We start from the raw sequence: 20,372 nt of genomic DNA, 5'->3' as shown, positions 1-20,372 counted from the left end.
GAACTGAAAGAAAATATTTTCAAGTTCTAGTTTGTAGTCCTAGAAGTTAACATTTTTAATTACAATATACTGGATAAACTTGATTGAGCAGAAGCAATGTTTACCAATGATGTAAAACGAGTGCAAAAAAAGAGGGAGGGAAAATCGATTTAACAAAACTACGATTTTATCCTCTCTCTTTTTTAATTACTTGCACTAGCACTTGTGTCTGGTGTTTTTGAGCTGCTTCCATCATTACCACTAGTTGACGAACTACTAGAGGATGGGCTAGTTTTATCTGAGCTGCTATTAGATTGTGAACTACTTTCAGATGTTGAAGAATCTTCGGTTTTTGGCTCATATACATATAAGACAATGCGATCACTCTTCAAATTCAAAGACTGACCAGCTTCTGGGGTTTGTCTGATAATCGTATTTGCCTGTGTACCCGCTGGAGCTGTTGTAACCGTACGTTTTTCAATATTCGCACCTTGAATACCAATCACTTCCGTCAAATTATTATAAGCAAATTCATAGGTTGAGCCGATATAGCTTGGCATCGTGACACTTGAAACGGACTTCGCTACTTTTAACGTAATACGTGTCTTTGAAGTCAAATCATAAGTGCTGCCTGCTGCTGGTGTTTGATCAACAACTGTTCCTGCCGCATACTCACTACTTTCAACTTCTTCTATTTTAATCAAGCCTTTTGAAACCTTGTATTTTTGTACCAGATTGTTGATAGCATCTGCTCTTTTCTGACCTTTATAATCTTCCATAATAAAAGTTTTAGTCCCTTTTGAGACAATCAGATCCACCGTACTGCCCTCACGACGTTGCGTTCCCGCTTCTGGATTGGTGCGAATAACTGAATCTTTTTTAACAGAATCACTGTATTCGTCTTTTTCCTTGCCAACTTTCAAACCTGCAGTTTCGATTGCAGAACGTGCTTGGGCAATAGTTTTTCCAGTAACATCTGGGATTTTTACATTTGACGGACTCAAATAGACTAAAGCCACCAGAGCTACGATGACTAAAACCACCGCTGATAACAAAACTTTATAGCGCGTTCTTAAACGGCGCTTCTTTTTTGCTTTTGGCGTAGGCGTAGGCGTACTACTGACTACTTCTTTTGTAGGAGCAGGTGTTGACTTCGTCGCAGAAGTCAAGGTATTTTGTGATACTTTCGGCAGTGTCTTTGTGTCTGCTTTAGCAGTGTCATCAAAAACTAGCTTTTTCTCATTTCGACGGTCAGCAGATAAACAGCTTGATAAATCCACATACATTTCTGCAACTGACTGATAACGATCCGTCAATTTTTTTGCCGTTGCCTTGATGACTACATTTTCCAATGCTTGTGGAACATTTGGGTTTTCAGCAATAATGGACGGTAGGGGCTTTTGGAAATGCTGTAGGGCAATCGTCACAGCACTATCCCCATCATAAGGAATGTGACCTGTCAGCATTTCATAGAAAATAATCCCCATGGCATAAATATCGCTCTGAACGGTCGCTTTTGAACCACGCGCCTGTTCTGGTGACAAATAATGTACAGACCCCAACATAGAGTTGGTTTGCGTTAAGCTCGTTTCTGCAAAAGCTACTGCAATTCCAAAGTCAGTTACTTTTGCATCGCCATCTGGAGTTAAAAGGACATTTTGAGGTTTTAAATCACGGTGAACAATCCCATGCGTATGCGCCAAACGCATCGCCAAAAGGATTTGTCCCATGATTCGCACCGCTTCTTCATTGGACAAAGGAGCATGCTCTTTGATATAGCGTTTCAAGTCAAGTCCAGCCACATACTCCATTGCTAGATATTGCTGGCCTTCTTCTTCTCCAATGTCGGTAATCCGGACAATATGAGGATGATCCAAATCTGCCATGGCTCGCGCCTCTCTTTGAAAACGTGCTACAGCAATCGGATCTGTCTGGTAATTGGTTCTTAGAACCTTAACCGCAACTTCTTCCCCGTCTAAAATCAAGTCTTTCGCCAAGTAGACATCTGCCATGCCTCCTCGACCAATTTGTTTGATGATTCTATATCGTCCGGCAAATATCTTGCCGACTTGAATCATTCTGCATCCTCCTTATGATAATGAATCAGGGCAACTGTAATATTGTCCAAACCGCCTGCATTATTTGCAAAGCGAATCAAGGTTTCCGCTTTTTCTGAAAGAGCAATATCGCTTGTCATAATATCATAAATTTCACTTTCTGAAATCATATTGGACAAACCATCGCTATTCAAAATAATGTAATCATCATCTTCTAAGCTAATCATGCCAACATCAGGCTGCACTTCGCCTCTTTGACCGATTGATTGCGTGATGATGTTGCGTTGTGGGTGACGTTCTGCTTCCTCAGGCGTAATTTGTCCTGCTTTGAGCAATTCATTCACCAAAGAATGATCGCTCGTCAACTGTCTGTAGCTGTCACCACGCACCAAACCAATACGAGAATCCCCTACATGAGCATAAATTGCTTGATTGCCAATAATCGCTAAGGCTTCAAGCGTCGTTCCCATGCCTTTATATTCTTCATCTTGACCAAATTGGTGAACCTTTTGGTTTTCTGTTTCGAGATGTTCTGCGAACCACTCACGGACACCGTTAATGGAATCAATTTGAGTATCCACCCAAGCAGCACCGAGGTCTGTTACTGCCATTTCACTAGCAATATTACCGGCACGGTGACCTCCCATACCATCTGCTAAAAGAACCATTGTCATACCAGCACGATTAACAAATTGATTGGCATAATCTTGATTATTTGTACGCTTCTGACCAACATCTGTTAATAATGAAATTTCCATACTGTCAGTTTCCTCCTTTAGGATATTCGTTTGAATTGACTGATGAAAAATCCGTCACTTCCATATAATTCTGGCGTAATTAAAATACAGCCATCTTTTAGAATATCCTGTCTATTATGTTCTAGTTTTACCTGTTTAAAATTTGGATGAGCTGCCAAAAACTGCTCAACAACTTGAAAATTTTCTTGCGAAACAATCGTACAGGTACTGTAAGTTATTATACCACCTTTTCGCAAGCTTTGACAAACACTATCCAGTATCTCAAGCTGAATTTTTTGCAACGAGGCAAAATCTGCATTTTCTTTATTGTATTTAATATCTGGTTTCCGTCGGATCAGGCCAATTCCTGAACATGGTGCATCGACTAAAATTTTATCAAAGGCATCTGCCCCAAAAGTTTCAAAAACCTTTCTCGCATCTAGCTTTTTCGTAATCACTTTATCTGCCACACCTAAGCGCTGTGCATTTTCTTTTATCAGAGCTAACTTATGCTCATAGAGATCTAATGCCGTTACCTGCCCTGTCGTTAAGTAAGAAGCAATGTGCATGGTTTTGCCACCCGGCGCACTGCATGCATCTAGCACTTTTTCATCGCCGCGCAATTCAAGACTTGGCGCAACCAATTGGCTAGACTCGTCTTGAATAGTAATAGCTCCTTCTTCAAACAAGGCATGCCCTGCAAAATGACCGTGGTTTTTCACCAGCGCACTCGGAGCTAATAGCGAATCTTCTGCCTGCAACACTTGTTTCAACTCTTCTTTACGGCTTAAATCCCCCACTCGAACACTGGCTTTATTCCGAAGAAATAAACTCTCAAAAATGGCTAGAGCTCGTTTTTCACCGTACTCTTCAATCAGCATTTTAACCAGCCAAACTGGCAGAGAATACTGAATAGAATAGCGTTTGTTTTTACGTTTAATACTGCCTATATCTGCCACACCGTCCCGCAATAATCCTCGCAGTACTGCATTGGCGAACTTTTCGCTTCCCTTTTTTCGCACCTTTGCCAACTCTACCGCTTCATTGACGACCGCATGCGCCGGAATTTTATCAAGATACAGTATCTGATACAAGCTCATCAGTAAGAGAAAATAAAGCCAAGAATCTAACTTATCTCGATCTTCAATAACATGAGACAAATACCATTCTAAAGTGATTTTACGTGCAACGGTACCATATACGATTTCTGTTACAAGTCCTTTGTCTGCAGAACTTAAAGGCACTTCTAGCAAAGCCTGATTGAGAGCGATATTAGAATAAGCTCCTTCTGAAAAAACTTCTTCTAAAACTGCAAGAGCCGTTTGCCGCGCTGTTTTTATTTTATTGACCAAAGAAATCACCTACTGATAATTGCCGTCCCAGACCATTCAGAAAATCAACGATAGTCATTTTGGGCTTTCCAGCTGGCTGTACTGTTTTCAGAGAAAGTGCACCCTCACCAGCTGCTACAATCAATTCTTTTTTCCCGATAGCAAGAATTTCTCCTGGTTGACCAGCTCCTTCTACTGGAGTGGCTTCGTAAATTTTAAAACGGTCTCCATTTAAAAGCGTATGCGCGACTGGCCATGGATACATGCCTCGAATCTGATTAAAAATTTGTCGATTGGTCTTGGTCCAGTCAATTCTCTCCTCTTCTGGTGAAATATTTGGTGAAAAAGTAACTTGATTTTTGTCTTGCGGAACAGGCTTTATATCCCCAGACAAATAGCTCGGCAAAGTGTCCAGCAACAAATCGCGTCCTACAAGTGCTAACTTTTCAAACATCGTCCCAACATTGTCTGTTTCCTCAATAGGAATCGCTCGATGCGCAATCATATCCCCCGCATCCATCTCTTTAACCATTTCCATAATAGTCACACCGGCTTCTTTGTCACCGTTGATAATGGCGTAGTGAATGGGAGCTCCTCCGCGGTATTTGGGTAATAGAGAAGCATGCACATTAACGGCAAAACAAACTGAATCTAGCAATTTGCTTGGTAGAAATTGACCGAAAGCTGCTGTGACGATACCATCAGCGTTTAAATTCATCAAACTATCCAATTCAGCACTTTTAGACAATTTCTCTGGCTGATAGACGGGTAAGCCATAGTCTAAAGCCAGTTCTTTAACAGGCGTCATACGGATTTCTTTTTTGCGCCCTACTGCACGATCTGGCTGGGTTACAACTGCCAAAATCTCGTACTGCTTGCTTTCCAATAATCCTTTGAGCACTGTTGCAGAAAAATCTGGCGTTCCCATAAAAATAATGTTTGTCATGGTTTCCTCACATTCTTTTTTACTATTATATCAGAAGAAGTCGTGTATTTCTTTAAAAAAGGCTAAAAATAAGGCTACATAAAACTTTGTGGCTCATGATCAATACTCAAGCGTAAGTCTTTATTGATCTTTTCTTGCGTCCAATCCAAAATCTGATTCAACACATCTTGCAAGTGTTCTTCAAAACGGTATTTAATAATCAATTGATAGTGATAGAGGTTGTGAGTGCGGGCAATCGGCTTAGGAGTTGGTCCCAATATCTGAACCTTATCTGACAAGCCAGAACGTATCATATTCAAGACTTCGTATGACTTTTTGACGACCTCTGCTTCTATTTTATGAGACAAGGTAAGTCCCACCGTAAAATAATAAGGTGGATAGGCCAACTGCTTTCTGATACTCATTTCATAAGCATAAAAGCCCTCATAATCCTGATTTTTCGCAAAAGTAATCGCATAATGCTTCGGATTGTAACTTTGAATAATCACATGACCTTCCTTTTCAGCTCGTCCTGCACGCCCAGCAACCTGAGTTAAGAGTTGAAAGGTGCGCTCAGATGAACGAAAATCTGGCAAATTCAAAGCCGTGTCTGCATTGAGCACTCCAACAAGAGTGACATTCGGGAAATCCAGCCCCTTTGCAATCATCTGCGTTCCCAGTAAAATATCTGCACGCCCTTCACCAAATTCTTTTAAGATTTGTTCGTGACTGCCCTTTTTACGAGTGGTATCAACATCCATTCTCAAAATTCGAGCTTGCGGAAAGGCTTCTGCTAATTCACCGTAGGCTTTTTGTGTCCCAGTTCCATAGTATCGAATGCTCCGACTGGAGCAATTCGGACAAGTATGAGGAATCCCTTTTGAGAAACCACAATAGTGACAATTCATACTTTTCGTATCCATATGCAAGGTCAAGGAAATATCACAATTTGGACAGGTGTCAACCGTTCCGCATTCACGACACATGACAAAACTAGAATAGCCCCGTCGGTTCAACATCAAGACAACCTGCTCTTTTCTATCTAGCTTGTCTTGAATGGCTTCTAACAAAATAGGCGTGAAATTACTAGCTTCATTTTGCCCAATATAATCACGAAAATCCACAATTTCCACTTCAGGAATCTGAGCTTGCGGCTTGGCTCGCTTGGTCAGTTGCAAAAAGTGATACACACCTTTGCCAGCCCGCGCTCTGCTTTCTAAACTCGGCGTCGCCGACCCCAACACCAGAACGGCTTGATTGTACTTTGCACGTAGTAAAGCGACATCTCGTGCATGATAGCGTGGATTGGAGTCTTGCTTGTAACTCGCTTCATGCTCTTCATCAATGATAATTGCACCAATATTTTTTAACGGAGCAAAAATAGCAGAACGAGCACCAACAACAACTTGTGCTTCTCCTCGCTCAACCTTACGCCATTCATCATATTTCTCACCGTTAGAAAGTCCAGAATGAAGAATAGCAACTTTTTTACCAAAACGTGAAATAAAGCGATTAGTAACTTGCGGTGTCAAAGAGATTTCAGGCACTAACATAATGGCTGTCTTGCCACGGCTGAGCGCCTCTTGAATGACTTGCAAATAAACCTCTGTCTTACCGCTACCTGTCACTCCTTCTAGCAGAAACGGCTTACCTCCATGCTCGATTTGCTGCGTGATAGCTTGAACCGCAGCTCCTTGCTCTTCATTTAGCACCAGTGCAGAATCCGTTGCAACATTTTCAAAATAAGCCTCAGAACGACTAACTTCTTTTTCGATGATTTGTACAGCCTCTTGCTCCACAAAATAATGAATGACCTCTCTTGAAAAATGCTCTTTCAAATCCGCCAAACGGTACATGGCAGTCTGAGCTTGCAAAACGTCTCGCAAGGCTTGCTTTTTGTTCGCTCGTTGGGGAATGACTAGCTGCTCCAAAATTCCTTGATTAACTTGATACCATTTTTCTGTTTTAATATGCTTTTGATCTATCGCTTGGTATTCTACCTGAATCGCCCCTTGCCGTGTCAAACGCATTACCTTAGCTTGCAGCTCTTTATCAAGCGATAAGAAATGTTGCTGCTCTTCATTGCCAAAAATAAGCAGTCTATCTTGTTCATTCAAAGAAGGTTGCGCATGGAGAATCTTATCATAGCTAGAATTCAAAAATCCCGGCAACATAGCTTTTAAAATTGAAATTTTGTAAGAAAAGACAGATTTTCTCAATTCTTCTGCCAACCACAGTTGCTCCTCATTTAAAACTGGCGTAAAGTCCAAAACCTCTACAATCTCTTTCAATTCTGGTGTCGTTTCTTCTGTCAGCTCTACGACAATCCCTTGAATCAAGCGATTGGCTTTCCCAAAAGGCACATGCACACGCATACCAACTTCTAGCATAGTTGAAAATTCTTTCGGAACCGCATAACTGTAAGGTTTATCGGTCTGCATTAAAGGGACATCCACAATGACTTTTGCAAGTTGCACATTCTCACCACCTCTCATTTCTCAGTAAAAGAAAAAATAAGATTGAGCTGACCCAACCTTAAATCTTTTCACCCTCTTCTTTTTCCTTGGCAATTTGTTCTTTGATTTTACGTTCTTCTTCTTCTCTGCGCAAGCGTTCTTCCTCAGCACGTCGACGAACTGCTTCTCGCTTGCCTTCAGGATCTGGGTGAATCCCGACATTGCCAGATTCGATTTCTTCTAAAGCACGAAGTGTTGATTTGACGGACTTAAACTCTTGAGTCGGAGCTGCTCCTTCTTCCAATTCATGAGCACGTTTTGCTTCAAGAATTACCAAGGAGTATTTTGAAGGCACCTTATCAAGCAAGGTGTCAATTGAAGGTTTTAACATCATAATCTTGTACCTAATTTCTAAATTCTTATCTTACTGAAAGTTGTTCTGACAACATATCTTGATAGTGACCTATAACACGTTCCACGCGGAAATGCTCTGCTTCAATGACGCGCTTGACACGCTCAGCTGCTAAGGGAACTTCATCATTGACAATCGCATAGTCATATTCGCGCATGAGAGCAATTTCTTCTCTTGCTTTGGCAATGCGTTTGGCGATTACTTCGGCACTATCTGTTCCACGTCCCACTAAGCGATCTTGCAATTCTGCCAAATCAGGTGGTGTCAAAAAGATAAAGACAGCATCCGGCACTTTTTTCTTCACCTGAAGCGCCCCTTGAACTTCAATCTCAAGGAAAACATCAATCCCTTTATCTAAAGTTTCATTCACATAGGTCAAAGGAGTTCCATAGTAGTTGCCAACATACTCTGCGTACTCTAACATCTGACCTTGCCGAATCAACTCCTCAAACTCTTCTCGCGTACGGAAAAAATAGTCAATCCCGTCTACTTCACCAGGACGCTGAGCACGAGTTGTCATGGACACAGAGTATTGAAACTGATTGTCTGAGCTTTCAAAAATCTCACGTCGAACCGTTCCCTTCCCCACACCTGAGGGACCAGAAAAAACGATTAACAAGCCACGATCCGCCATCATATCTCCTTCATTGTCTTTCTATCTAGTGTAACAAAAAAGCAGTATTTTTTCAACTGCTTTTTAGCATAGGTAGATGCTTGTTTTTTGAGAAAACAATGCAAGTCACTCTTACTTGCCTAAAATTATACATTAGCTAGATAAACATTCATTCTTAGTAATGTCTATTTGGCATAATCCACAGCACGCATTTCCCGAATGACCGTCACTTTGATATTACCTGGATATTCGAGGTTGTTCTCAATCTTTTCACGCACATCATGAGCCAAAATAGTAATCTTATCGTCTTTGATTTGACCAGGATTGACCATAATCCGAATCTCACGACCCGCTTGTAAAGCAAAACTATTTTTCACACCTTCAAAACTATTGGCAATTTCTTCCAAATCTTGCAGGCGCTTGATATAGCTTTCAAGGGATTCGCTACGAGCACCTGGACGAGCTGCACTAAGTGCATCGGCAGCCGCCACGATAACTGCAATCACACTTTCCGGTTCTACATCACCATGATGACTGGCAATTGTATTGACCACAATTGGATGTTCCTTATACTTACGAGCCAATTCTGTTCCAATTTCCACATGGCTGCCTTCCACTTCACGGTCAATGGCTTTGCCAATATCGTGAAGAAAACCAGCGCGGCGAGCTAAATTAGCATTTTCACCGAGTTCACTTGCAATGACACCAGATAACTTAGCAACTTCAACAGAATGACGCAATACATTTTGTCCATAAGATGTACGGAACTGCAAGCGTCCCATAATCTTCATCAAATCCGGATGTAAGTTTGGTGCACCGATTTCATAAGCCGCTGCTTCACCATACTCACGAATCTTATGATCAATTTCCAGACGATTCTTCTCTACCAATTCTTCAATACGAGCTGGATGGATGCGACCATCTTTCAATAATCCTTCCATTGTCATACGAGCAATCTCACGACGAATTGGATCGAATCCAGATAGGGTCACCACTTCTGGTGTATCATCAATAATGACATCAATACCTGTCAAACTTTCAAAGGTCCGAATATTCCGACCTTCCCGTCCAATAATCCGCCCCTTCATCGTATCATCTGGCAGATGAACAGTTGAATTGGTTTGCTCAGCAACGTAGTCACCTGCAATTCGTTGCATGGCTTGGACTAAAATATCCTTCGCTATTTTATCAGAACGTTCTTTGACATCTTGCTCTGCTTCACGAATCCGTGTCGCAATTTCCTTCGATAACTTATCTTCAGTCTGGGTGAGAATAATATCTCGGGCTTCTGTTTGTGAGAGTGCGGCAACACGTTCTAATTCTGCTTCTTTGTGTTGCTCCAACTCTGTCAGTTTGTTTTCACGCGCCTCAAGGTTTTTTGTTCTGTCAGAAATACTTTGTTCTTTCTGATCGAGTGTTCTTTCTTTGTTGGTCAAATTGTCATCTTTACGATCAAGACTTGTCGCACGTTCTGTCAAACGACTTTCAAGTTGCTTCAATTCTTGACGATCAGATTTAAATTCTGCCTCAACTTCTTCTCGATATTTTCTGGCTTCTTCTTTTGCCTCTAACAGTGCTTCTTTTTTAAGGGATTTACTTTCGCGCTTGACTTCTTTTAATAACAAATCCGCTTCACGCTCAGCTTGTCCACGTAAATTAGTTGCTTCTTGTTCAGCATTTAAAAGAGTAAGTTCCGCAGCTTCTTTCGCTGATTTCATGCGAGCTGTAATACTTACATATCCAATGACTAAACCAATGATGACGGCAAAAACACCTGCAAAAATCATTTCCATGTTTTTACCTCAAATTATTGATATTGAATTGTAAAATTCTTAATTATTTTATCATAAAAATCCATTTTTCACAAACTAAATTCTTATAAATACGTGACGGTTTTCACATTCTTTTTTGCGAATCCTTTTTCCTGACAGGCTTTGTTAAGCAGAAAATTTTTTCTTTGCTAGAGCAAAATATGGTATAATTTATTAAAAATAAAAGGAGTTCTATTTATGGTCAAAGAAGTCATTGTTGAAAGTTTTGAGTTGGATCACACGATTGTCAAAGCCCCCTACGTACGCTTGATTGGCGAAGAGGTGGGACCTAAAGGGGACATCATTTCCAACTTTGATGTTCGTCTGGTACAGCCTAATGAAGATGCCATTCCGACCGCTGGACTTCATACGATTGAACATCTGTTAGCTAAGCTCATTCGTACTCGCATTGATGGTATGATTGATTGCTCACCTTTTGGTTGTCGGACAGGATTTCACATGATTATGTGGGGACGACATAGTACAACCGAAATTGCCAAAGTCATAAAAGCCTCTTTAGAGGAAATTGCTGAAATCACCACTTGGGATGATGTTCCTGGTACGACTATCGAATCTTGTGGCAATTACAAAGATCACAGCCTCTTTTCCGCTAAAGAATGGTGCAAACTAATCTTAGAAAAGGGCATTTCCGATGATGCCTTCGAGCGTCATCTTGTGTAAATTAAAAAATGAGGTCGGGACAAAAGTTCCCAGCCTCATGCATTTTATAGTTTAGCTTGCAAGACGCAGTGGTTGGTTGGATATCCTTATTCCTAATCATACCGGTGATAGCGGCTATCCTAACCAACTGTGCGGAAAGTGGGACGACGAAATCACATTCTTCGAATGATTGATTTCTGTCCCACTCTCGTTTTTTTTATTGACGAATCAAATAATCAAATGCTCCCAAAGCTGCCGTCGCTCCTGAACCCATTGAAATAATGATTTGTTTATAAGCGCTATCTGTACAATCACCTGCTGCAAAAATTCCTGGCACATTTGTTGCACCATGTTTGTCAACAATGATTTCACCACGCTCATTTAAAGCCACTGAGCTATTCTTAAGCCAGTCTGTATTTGGCAAAAGACCGATTTGAACAAAGACACCACTGAGCTCAATTTTATGTTCTTCATTATTCGCACGATCGAGATAAGTAATAGCTTCAACTTGATCGGAACCATGAATTTCTTTTGTTGCTACATTGGTTAGAACCGTCACGTTTTCAAGTTGATGCACGCGGTCTTGCAACACTTGATCAGCTTTCAAAGTTGGTAGAAATTCTAATACATAAACATGCTCTGCCAGACCAGCTAAGTCAATTGCTGCTTCAATTCCAGAATTACCTCCACCGATAACAGCCACTTTTTTACCTGTGAAAATAGGACCGTCACAATGTGGACAATTAGTTACACCTTTGGTTCGGAATTCTTCTTCACCAGGAACATTGACATTTCGCCAGCGAGCACCAACAGAAAGAACTGCCGTTTTCGCTTTCAGAACAGCTCCATTTTCAAGTTCCACTTCAATCAAATCCTTTTTCTCGATGTTTTTAACACGTTGGTTCTTCATGATATCAATTGGATATTTTTTTGCATGTTCTTCTACTTGCGCCATCAGCTTAGGTCCTTCTGTATAAGGAGTACCAATCATATTTTCAATACCAACGGTCTCCATCACCTGTCCACCAAAAGTTTCAACGACCATACCAGTACGAATGCCTTTACGAGCGGCATAAATCGCTGCACTGCTCCCTGCAGGTCCGCCTCCAACAACCAACACATCAAATGGTTCTTTATTGTCAAATTCCTCACTTGAAGCAGGTCCAGAAATCTTATCAAGCAGTTGCTCAATTGTCATACGACCATTCGCAAATTCTTCACCATTTAGGAAAACCGTTGGAACAGCCATGATCTTTTTATCTTCAACTTCTTGTCTAAACATGCCTCCTTCAACCATTGTGTGGCTGATATTAGGATTCAAAATAGCCATCACATTAAGAGCTTGCACAACGTCTGGACAATTATGACAGGTTAAGCTGACATAAGTTTCAAAATGAAGCGGGGATTGGATAGCCTGAATTCGGTTTATAACAGCATCTTCTACTTTGGGTGCGCGACCAGAGACTTGTAGCAAAGCAAGCACAAAAGATGTAAATTCATGTCCCAAGGGAAGTCCTGCAAACTGCACACGCCCTGCTTGACCAACTTGTGTAACAGTAAAACTTGGTTGGCGATTAGTTTCTGTATTTTCCAGTGATAAACGTGGAGACATCGCTACGATTTCCTCTAAAAAAGCTCGTACCTGCTCAGAACGCTCATCTTGACCTAAAGAAGCCTGAAACACAACATCAGATTCTAGAAGCTCCAAATACTGCTTAAGTTGCGCTTTAATTGTTTCATCTAAAGCCATAAGAAGCCTCCTTAAATTTTACCAACTAAATCAAGACTTGGTGTAAGTGTTTCAATTCCTTCTTTCCATTTAGCTGGGCAAACTTCACCTGGATGACTCCGAACATATTGTGCAGCATGGATTTTGTCAATCAAGACAGAAGCATCACGCCCAACACCGTCTGCATTGATTTCAAGCGCTTGTACAACTCCATCTGGGTCAATGATAAAAGTACCACGTTGAGACAATCCACTTTCATCTAACACATCAAAACCAAGTGAAATGGTATGAGATGGATCGCCAATCATAATGTATTCAAGTTTTCCGATGGCATCTGAATGATCATGCCAAGCTTTGTGTGTAAAATGGGTATCTGTTGAAACAGAATATACTTCTACACCTAACTTTTTAAGAGCTGCATACTGCTCTTGCAAATCTTCCAACTCAGTCGGGCAAACAAATGAAAAATCAGCAGGATAGAAGCAAACAACGCTCCAATGACCTTTTAAATCTTCGCTAGAAACTGTGATAAACTTCCCATTTCCAGCATGATAAGCATCTGCTGTAAACTCGACAATTTCTTTATCAATAAGTGACATAAGGATTACCTCCAAAAATAGTTTAATTATAAAATAAAAACCTTATACGTTTTATTATAGCGTATAAGGTTTTTAGAGTCTAATAATTTGCTTGAAAACGTTTCCTAATAATCCAAAGCATCTGCATAACCCGCGCCATTTCCTACAAAATAGCCAGTTTTGCAGTTGATACTAAAGAGATACGTGCCATCTGTTCTAAATAGATTGTAATAACCATTTCCATTGATAATATTCACACGTTCAAGAATATAATCATCTCCCGTGAAATATCCACGTTCCCGTGAAGTTGCTAAGATTTTCTCTAACACACCAGGATTGAAATTCCAAGCTGGATTATTACTGTCGTTAATTTTAGTTTGGTCGTATGGTACTCGGCTCAACTGACGCTGTAAATTCGTGCCTAACGCTGGTGCTGCTGGAGCAGTTGCTTGCGCTGGTACAGAAGCTGGTTGTTCTGCTACAGGTGCTTGAGCGAAGCTTTGTGACGGTGCAGCTGCAACCTCAGATTGAGGAGCAGAGGTTTGTTGACTCTTTCCTAAGCTAATAGCAGATTTCAACACCTTATCCAAGTCGGTATTTCCAGTTGTAACATCTGTAAATTTAGCATCAGCCTTAATCTTTGCTTTAGTATCTAAAACACCATCTGTAATAGCTGATGAAGTGAATTGTGCATTCACATTTTGAACAGCCTCAACTTGTTTGACCAAGCTATCGTATTTTGCTTTGGCAACATTGTACTCGTTAGTGTTTTTTAATTTTTCCAATGCTGCTTTTAGTTTGTTTAAGTTTCCGAAACTGCTGTTTTTCAAAACCAATTTATTGGCATCTGTAAAGAATGAATCATAAAGGCTATTGAAAGCTTTCAAATCCTTATTTTCAGAGCTAGAAGCGGTAGAAGATTTACTTGTTTGGCTCGTTGAAGTTGTAGTTGTTTTCGCTTGCTTTTTGTTCAAAGACAGATAAGCTGTTCCGCCGATTAAAGCCAGTACAATAACACTTACTGCTGAATACACGACTTTTTTATTTTTATAAAATGGAACTTTCTCCGTTTCCATTTCTTCATCCAACGCTGTAAAAGTCGGATAGCTTTCCATTGACTCAGTTGAACTCACAGGAATATCATCCATTTCAGGCTGAATTGGTTCCATTATTTTTGTCTCAGCCCCTAGCTCCTCTGAAGTTTGTGTACTGTTTTCTTCCGAAGTTTCTTGTGGTTCCGCTTCGCTGGCTGCAAGTGCAGCTACTGTTTCATCAAAGGCAGACTCCTCAGACGCCACCTCTGCAGATTCTAGAATTTTTTCCTCTTGAACCTCCTCGTGCATCTCTTGGATAAATTCTGCCAAGTCTAATTGGCTCAGTTGTTTTTGATCTTCTGCTTCAGGCATTTCTTCTGCGGATTGAGCCGAAAATTTTCCAGCTTCAATTTCTTGACGATGCTGTTTGATGTATTTATCCAGTACATTGTCCTCTTCCGTCACTCCTGCTTCAAGTTCTTCACTTTTTCGAGCAGCCTGACCAATCGTCATTTCTTTAGCTGTTTCAAAATCAAGAATTGATTCTTTTTCTTCTTGTTCTGGCAAATGTTTTTCGTCTTTACTCACGGCAAATCCTTTCTAATCTATTTGGCGTTTGACTCTCTGACCAAAATATTGGTACAAATCAACTTTTAAAGTCCCGTTATAGAGTTTGCGTTTTTTATCGGCTTGACTACCAAATTTTGCTTCAAATGCTTCATCACTCGTCAAGATAAACTTACTCCACGTCTTTAGTGGCGCAAAAGTCTGCCCCATTTCTTGATAAAGCTTGGTTACAGCATCATCATCCAGCAACCTCTCTCCATAAGGGGGATTGGAAACAATGACACCATTTATCTTGTCTGTATGCAAATCTTGCAAGCGCATTTGCTTGAAAACAATCTGCTCAGAAACACCTGCTTCTTCGGCATTTCGTTTAGCAATCTCCACCATCCGTGCATCAATATCAGTCCCTAAAATATCAAGCTGAATGTCTTGCTTAATCTGTCCTAAAGCTCTAGCGCGAACATGCCTAATCAAGTCTGAGTCAACCCAATTCCACTCTTCAAACGCAAAATGGCGATGAAGCCCCGGTGCTATATTCATGCCAATCATAGCTGCTTCAATACAGAAAGTTCCTGAACCACAGGTTGGATCAATCAAAGGCTTATCTGGATACCAATTGGACAAGAGCAAAATCGCAGCCGTCATATTTTCTTTAATCGGTGCGCCACCTTTTTCAGCCCGATAGCCACGTTTAAAGAGACTAGAGCCTGTCGTATCGATTAAAACAGTTGCCACGTCTTTCAAAATAGAAACTTCAATCTTGAACTCAGCTCCATTTTCCATTAGGGGAACACCCTCTGGTCGAGCATAGTGCTTTTGCAACTTTTTGACTACTGCTTTTTTAGAAATAGCTTGCACACTTGGTTCATTGTGAAGTTTTGATTTGACACATTTTGCCTTGGCAATTGGAAATTTTGCTCCAAGCGGTAAATAGTTTTCCCAATCCAAAGCAAAAACACTCTGGAATAATTCCTCAAAGGTCTTAGCCGGAAAACTGCCAACAACAATCTTAATGCGGTCTGCTGCACGCAACCAGAGATTAGTTTCAATAATGGTTTCAACAGTTCCGTCAAAACGCACGCGCCCATTTTCCACTTGACATTCTAAGCCAAGATTTCTGATTTCACGACCAACCACAGCCTCTAAACCAGCCGCAGCAGTCGCAATCAACTTAAATTTTGTTTTCATTCGTCCTCTCAAAATAAAAGCTAGCATAATACGCTAGCTAAACCTATATGCAACTTTCTATAAGCCATGTTTTGTTCCAGAAATAACTAGGTATCATTTCCTTCGATAATCATCTGTCTACTGTTTCCAGTCAGAATGCTGCGTTCGTTTCCACGCATTCCGTGCCCCGACCAAAGTTTGGGTTGCTAGCTTGAGGGGTTTACCGCGTTCCACTTCTTGTGTTTCCACAAAAACTACGTCACTGTGGCACTTTCAGGACTATTCCAGCATATCCAGAGACGTAGCTGTTTCGTCCGCCGTAACGATTTCTCGTCCCTAGGCTTATTGTTTCACCTAGCACAAACACTACGGGCATCACAGCCCGTGCTAGCATGGACTTTCCTCATGAAAAGACGACTCTTCACGCGATTATCCAAAAATTGCACATTACTTATTAAATTTCGTTATTTAAGATTTGCTTGCCGAATACTTCTTTTTCCAAACGATTTAAGCGTTTTAAAATATCAAAATTTGTCAGCGTAGCAGATGCCACTTGAGGGGTTTCCATGATAGATTGCGTCAAAGGTGAAGTTGCCGCCTCATTTGACTTTTTAGCGAGTTCTGCTTTCAAACGAGCATTTTCTTCACGCAGTTCCTTTACCAAAGCAGCATACGTTTCGTAATCTTTAATGACATCATCTAAAAATTCGTCCACTTCAACCTTACTATATCCACGGACGCCAACTTTAAAATCTTGATCAAAAATATCTTTCGGTGTGTAAATAATACTAGCCATTTCTCTCTCCATTCTCGTTCATTACTTTAATTATATAAAAAATGAACCGCAAAAATCAAGGTTAAACATCTAATTTTCGGAAAAATTTTCTGCGACCTCATTCAAGTCATCAAATGTTAATTGTTTGATAAAATATTGTTCTTGTTTCTTCATCATTTGGTAAAGATGTTTTAAATTTGTTTCATTTTCTTCATCGTAAAAAATATAAGCCCCGTCTGTATTACTGAGCAAAAAGTGATTGTAATCACGAAATTGGATGGGATTTTCATAATGAGGATAGGCGTATTTAACAAAATCCACCTGTTTAAAACGACTTAATTTTTCCTGATTGGCTTCATTCCAGTTTCCACCTTGATTCTCAAAAGTAAAAATCGTCGCAATTTGAAAATCGTAATCTTGCTGCAATTCTTTTGCAACCTCTAGTGCCCAAACTTCAAAACCTAAGTTCCCAGTAAAAATCAGCCACTCCGCACCTTCTTCCAATAAACGCGTCAAATCTCGCTGAATGGCTTTTTTAATAATCTTGATTCGAGGGTCTTTGTCATTAAAAATTCCCAAATCAAAATTCCGATAACCTACTATTAATACGCTAACCACTTAAATTATCCCTTTATTTCCTTTTTTATGTTATAATAGAGTGATGTTATTGTACCAATAAGGAGATATATGGTCAACTATCCACATAAAGTTTCCTCTCGAAATCCATTAAGACTTCCCAAAAAGAAGTCCGTTGACTTTGCGAATCGGGGAATGTCGTTTGAAAAAATGATCAATGAAACGAATGATTATTATCTTAGTCACGATTTAGCGGTCATTCACAAGAAACCAACCCCTATTCAGATTGTAAAAGTGGATTATCCCAGACGTAGTCGGGCAAAAATTGTTGAAGCCTACTTTCGACAAGCCTCTACAACAGACTATTCTGGTGTCTATCAAGGACATTATATAGATTTTGAAGCAAAAGAAACACATCAAAAGGCTTCCATGCCGATGAAAAATTTTCATGCTCATCAAATCAAGCACATGGAACAAGTCGTCAAACAAGGAGGAATTTGTTTCGTTTTATTGCACTTTTCAGCCTTAAAATCGACATATCTGCTTCCTGCTCCTTATTTAATTAACTTTTTCAAGATTGACAAAGGGAAAAAGTCCATGCCGCTTGACTACATTCAAAAGCATGGATATTCTATCTCACAGAATGGTCTTCCTAGCATTCCCTATCTTGAAATCATTCAACAAAATTTACTAGGTGGTAAAATAAATGAATAAGCAATCTTTACTGACAGCTGCAAAATATGTAGCTATCGGTCTCATTACATTATTTATGCTTGGAGTTGTAGCTGGTGGAGGAATTCTTCTCTATCAAGTTCACAAGGCACCTGCCTTGTCAGAAAAGAAACTAGTCGCCACAACTTCCAGTAAAATCTATGATAGTGAAAACAATCTTATTGCTGACTTAGGTTCTGAAAAAAGGGTCAATGCGGCAACAAGTGATATTCCAACTGACTTAGTACGAGCTATCGTTGCAATTGAAGACCACCGTTTCTTCAATCATCGCGGCGTGGACTCTGTTCGTATTTTTGGTGCTTTCTTGAATAATCTGCGCAGAGGAAATCGACAAGGAGGGTCAACGTTGACGCAACAGTTGATTAAACTGACCTACTTCTCCACTTCAAGTGCCGACCAAACACTATCACGGAAAATTCAAGAAGCCTGGTTAGCAGTTCAATTAGAGCGGAAAGCCACTAAGCAAGAAATTATCACGTATTATGTAAACAAGGTCTACATGTCAAATGGTAACTACGGTATGCAAACAGCTGCTAAAAGTTATTACGGCAAAGATTTGAAAGATTTGAGCTTAGCTCAAACTGCTTTATTGGCGGGGATGCCTCAGGCACCAAACCAATACGACCCTTATACAAAACCAGAAGCTGCTAAAAATCGTCGCAATCTTGTATTGTCAGAAATGTATAAACTCAAATACATCTCTGCTGAGCAATATGAAAAAGCAGTCAATACACCCGTCACAGATGGTCTGCAAAGCTTAAAAAATTCAGCTTCTTATCCTGCTTACATGGATAACTACTTAAAGCAAGTTATTGAGCAAGTCCAAGAAGAAACGGGTTATAACTTGCTGACGACAGGAATGGAAGTCTATACAAACGTAAACAGAGCAGCTCAAGAGCGCCTTTGGAATATTTATAATAGCAATGAATATGTTGCTTATCCAGATGATGAACTACAAGTAGCTTCTACCATTATAGATGCTACAACTGGTAAGGTAATTGCTCAACTAGGAGCCCGAAATCAAGCTTCAAATGTTTCTTTTGGTACTAACCAAGCAGTTGAAACCAATCGCGACTGGGGATCAACCATGAAACCGATCACGGATTACGCTCCAGCCATTGAAAATGGCATTTACACTTCTACGGCTGCTTATATTAGTGATGCTCCTTATAATTATCCTGGAACAACTACTCCAGTCTACAACTGGGATATGCGCTATTTTGGAAACATCACCATTCAGTATGCACTTCAAGAGTCTCGGAACGTTCCAGCTGTCAAGACGTTAGAAGCTGTCGGACTCAGCAAGTCTAAGAAATTCCTAAGCGGACTGGGCATTAATTATCCAGATATGGTATATGCAAATGCCATTTCAAGTAACACGACAAAATCCGATCGAAAATATGGTGCCAGCAGTGAAAAAATGGCTGCTGCCTATGCTGCTTTTGCAAATGGTGGAACTTATTACAAACCACAATATGTCAGCCGTGTTGTCTTTAGCGATGGAACCTCAAAAGATTTCTCTAATCAAGGTACAACCGCAATGAAAGAAACAACAGCTTACATGATGACAAATATGCTGAAAACAGTTCTTACATCTGGTACTGGGACCAATGCAGCTATATCTGGTGTCTATCAAGCTGGTAAAACAGGAACTTCCAACTATTCCGATGATGAATTGGCGAAACTAACGAAGCCTTATGGTGGCTCTAGTGTTGTGACTCCTGATGAACTCTTTGTTGGTTATACGCAGAAATATTCAATGGCGGTATGGACAGGTTACACTAATCGTCTTACTCCTGTTCTGGATGACGGTGTGAAAGTTGCAACAGATGTTTACCGTGCGATGATGTCTTACTTGTCTGAAAGTGGGACAGAAGACTGGGAAATGCCTAGCGGCCTTTATCGTAGCGGAAATTATGTCTTTTTAGCCAATGCAACTAATAGATATCAACAAAATTATTATAATTCTACTTCAAGTTCTATCTTAGAAGAATCGTCTACATCTTCAAATAGTCAAGAAAGCTCTACTCAAGAGTCATCAAGTAGTTCTTCATCAAGCAGTTCTTCATCAAGTACGGAACCCAGTGCTTCCACATCTACAAATTCTCCTAATAACAGTAGAAATTCGGAAACTCCTCCCGCACGAAATCGATAATGAAGAAGTTTCTGAAAGCCAAGCCGTTTAGAAGTTAACACCTTCAAATCAGAGTTTTGTAAAAATTAAAAAACACGA

General features: G+C 40.3%; 17 protein-coding genes and 1 other RNA gene. 3 read left to right on the top strand and 15 right to left on the bottom strand.

Features of this window, described 5'->3' with window-relative positions; genetic code table 11:
• Positions 1-182 precede the first annotated feature (182 nt).
• From pknB to HMPREF2984_RS07315, 8 genes are all read right to left on the bottom strand, one after another.
• Entirely contained in the window at positions 183-2,057 is a 1,875-nt protein-coding gene (gene pknB / locus HMPREF2984_RS07350; RefSeq protein WP_049533517.1) for a Stk1 family PASTA domain-containing Ser/Thr kinase, read from the bottom strand.
• Positions 2,054-2,794 carry a Stp1/IreP family PP2C-type Ser/Thr phosphatase gene (locus tag HMPREF2984_RS07345; RefSeq protein WP_049533518.1) on the bottom strand — a complete coding sequence of 247 codons (741 nt, stop codon included), beginning with the start codon at positions 2,792-2,794 and terminating at the stop codon, positions 2,054-2,056. The genes pknB and HMPREF2984_RS07345 overlap by 4 nt, the downstream gene beginning before the upstream one ends.
• Before the next feature lie 17 nt (positions 2,795-2,811).
• Positions 2,812-4,125 (bottom strand): 16S rRNA (cytosine(967)-C(5))-methyltransferase RsmB, encoded by a 1,314-nt coding sequence (rsmB, locus tag HMPREF2984_RS07340; protein WP_070670913.1) that lies wholly within the window; start codon positions 4,123-4,125, stop codon positions 2,812-2,814.
• Positions 4,115-5,050 carry a methionyl-tRNA formyltransferase gene (gene fmt / locus HMPREF2984_RS07335; RefSeq protein WP_003043285.1) on the bottom strand — a complete coding sequence of 312 codons (936 nt, stop codon included), beginning with the start codon at positions 5,048-5,050 and terminating at the stop codon, positions 4,115-4,117. The genes rsmB and fmt overlap by 11 nt, the downstream gene beginning before the upstream one ends.
• Positions 5,051-5,124: 74 nt before the next feature.
• Positions 5,125-7,506 carry a primosomal protein N' gene (locus HMPREF2984_RS07330; protein ID WP_049533521.1) on the bottom strand — a complete coding sequence of 794 codons (2,382 nt, stop codon included), beginning with the start codon at positions 7,504-7,506 and terminating at the stop codon, positions 5,125-5,127.
• Between the two features lie 58 nt (positions 7,507-7,564).
• Entirely contained in the window at positions 7,565-7,879 is a 315-nt protein-coding gene (gene rpoZ / locus HMPREF2984_RS07325; RefSeq protein ID WP_003031464.1) for a DNA-directed RNA polymerase subunit omega, read from the bottom strand.
• 25 nt (positions 7,880-7,904) lie between these two features.
• Positions 7,905-8,531, bottom strand: a complete 627-nt coding sequence (gene gmk / locus HMPREF2984_RS07320) for a guanylate kinase (RefSeq protein WP_049516857.1) — start codon at positions 8,529-8,531, stop codon at positions 7,905-7,907.
• 164 nt (positions 8,532-8,695) lie between these two features.
• A complete protein-coding gene (locus HMPREF2984_RS07315; protein ID WP_070670911.1) occupies positions 8,696-10,303 on the bottom strand; it encodes a ribonuclease Y in 1,608 nt (535 codons plus the stop codon).
• 216 nt (positions 10,304-10,519) lie between these two features.
• Here HMPREF2984_RS07315 and HMPREF2984_RS07310 point away from each other — a divergent pair, with 216 nt between their 5' ends.
• Entirely contained in the window at positions 10,520-11,002 is a 483-nt protein-coding gene (locus HMPREF2984_RS07310) for an S-ribosylhomocysteine lyase (protein ID WP_003043493.1), read from the top strand.
• A gap of 196 nt (positions 11,003-11,198) precedes the next feature.
• Here the strand turns inward: HMPREF2984_RS07310 and ahpF are convergent, their stop codons facing one another.
• The 7 genes from ahpF to HMPREF2984_RS07275 form a co-directional block, all read right to left on the bottom strand.
• The gene (gene ahpF / locus HMPREF2984_RS07305; RefSeq protein WP_049533524.1) at positions 11,199-12,731 is read right to left on the bottom strand and encodes an alkyl hydroperoxide reductase subunit F; all 1,533 of its coding nucleotides are present in this window, start codon (positions 12,729-12,731) and stop codon (positions 11,199-11,201) included.
• Between the two features lie 11 nt (positions 12,732-12,742).
• On the bottom strand, positions 12,743-13,309 hold the full coding sequence (ahpC, locus tag HMPREF2984_RS07300; protein ID WP_049533525.1) for an alkyl hydroperoxide reductase subunit C: 567 nt from the start codon (positions 13,307-13,309) through the stop codon (positions 12,743-12,745).
• A 104-nt stretch (positions 13,310-13,413) separates the two neighbouring features.
• Positions 13,414-14,910, bottom strand: a complete 1,497-nt coding sequence (locus tag HMPREF2984_RS07295) for a cell division site-positioning protein MapZ family protein (RefSeq protein WP_070670909.1) — start codon at positions 14,908-14,910, stop codon at positions 13,414-13,416.
• Between the two features lie 12 nt (positions 14,911-14,922).
• Positions 14,923-16,077, bottom strand: a complete 1,155-nt coding sequence (locus tag HMPREF2984_RS07290; protein WP_059221104.1) for a THUMP domain-containing class I SAM-dependent RNA methyltransferase — start codon at positions 16,075-16,077, stop codon at positions 14,923-14,925.
• 55 nt (positions 16,078-16,132) lie between these two features.
• Positions 16,133-16,497: RNase P RNA component class B (gene rnpB, locus HMPREF2984_RS07285), an RNA gene on the bottom strand.
• A 13-nt stretch (positions 16,498-16,510) separates the two neighbouring features.
• Positions 16,511-16,852 (bottom strand): cell division regulator GpsB, encoded by a 342-nt coding sequence (gene gpsB / locus HMPREF2984_RS07280; protein WP_003036439.1) that lies wholly within the window; start codon positions 16,850-16,852, stop codon positions 16,511-16,513.
• Positions 16,853-16,921: 69 nt separating this feature from the next.
• Entirely contained in the window at positions 16,922-17,449 is a 528-nt protein-coding gene (locus HMPREF2984_RS07275; protein ID WP_070670907.1) for an SLOG family protein, read from the bottom strand.
• 69 nt (positions 17,450-17,518) lie between these two features.
• On the opposite strand from HMPREF2984_RS07275, the gene recU reads away from it, so the two are divergent.
• Both recU and pbp1a read left to right on the top strand, forming a co-directional pair.
• Positions 17,519-18,121: a Holliday junction resolvase RecU gene (gene recU / locus HMPREF2984_RS07270; RefSeq protein ID WP_049533529.1), complete on the top strand. Its 603-nt coding sequence runs from the start codon at positions 17,519-17,521 to the stop codon at positions 18,119-18,121.
• Positions 18,114-20,294, top strand: a complete 2,181-nt coding sequence (gene pbp1a, locus HMPREF2984_RS07265; protein WP_059221106.1) for a penicillin-binding protein PBP1A — start codon at positions 18,114-18,116, stop codon at positions 20,292-20,294. The genes recU and pbp1a overlap by 8 nt, the downstream gene beginning before the upstream one ends.
• The last annotated feature ends 78 nt before the right edge of the window (positions 20,295-20,372 follow it).

Origin of the sequence: Streptococcus sp. HMSC066E07, assembly GCF_001814695.1 — a bacterium.
Lineage (GTDB): Bacteria > Bacillota > Bacilli > Lactobacillales > Streptococcaceae > Streptococcus > Streptococcus hominis.
The sequence above is the reverse complement of the archived record's forward strand: the minus strand, read 5'-3'. Positions and strand labels throughout refer to the sequence as shown.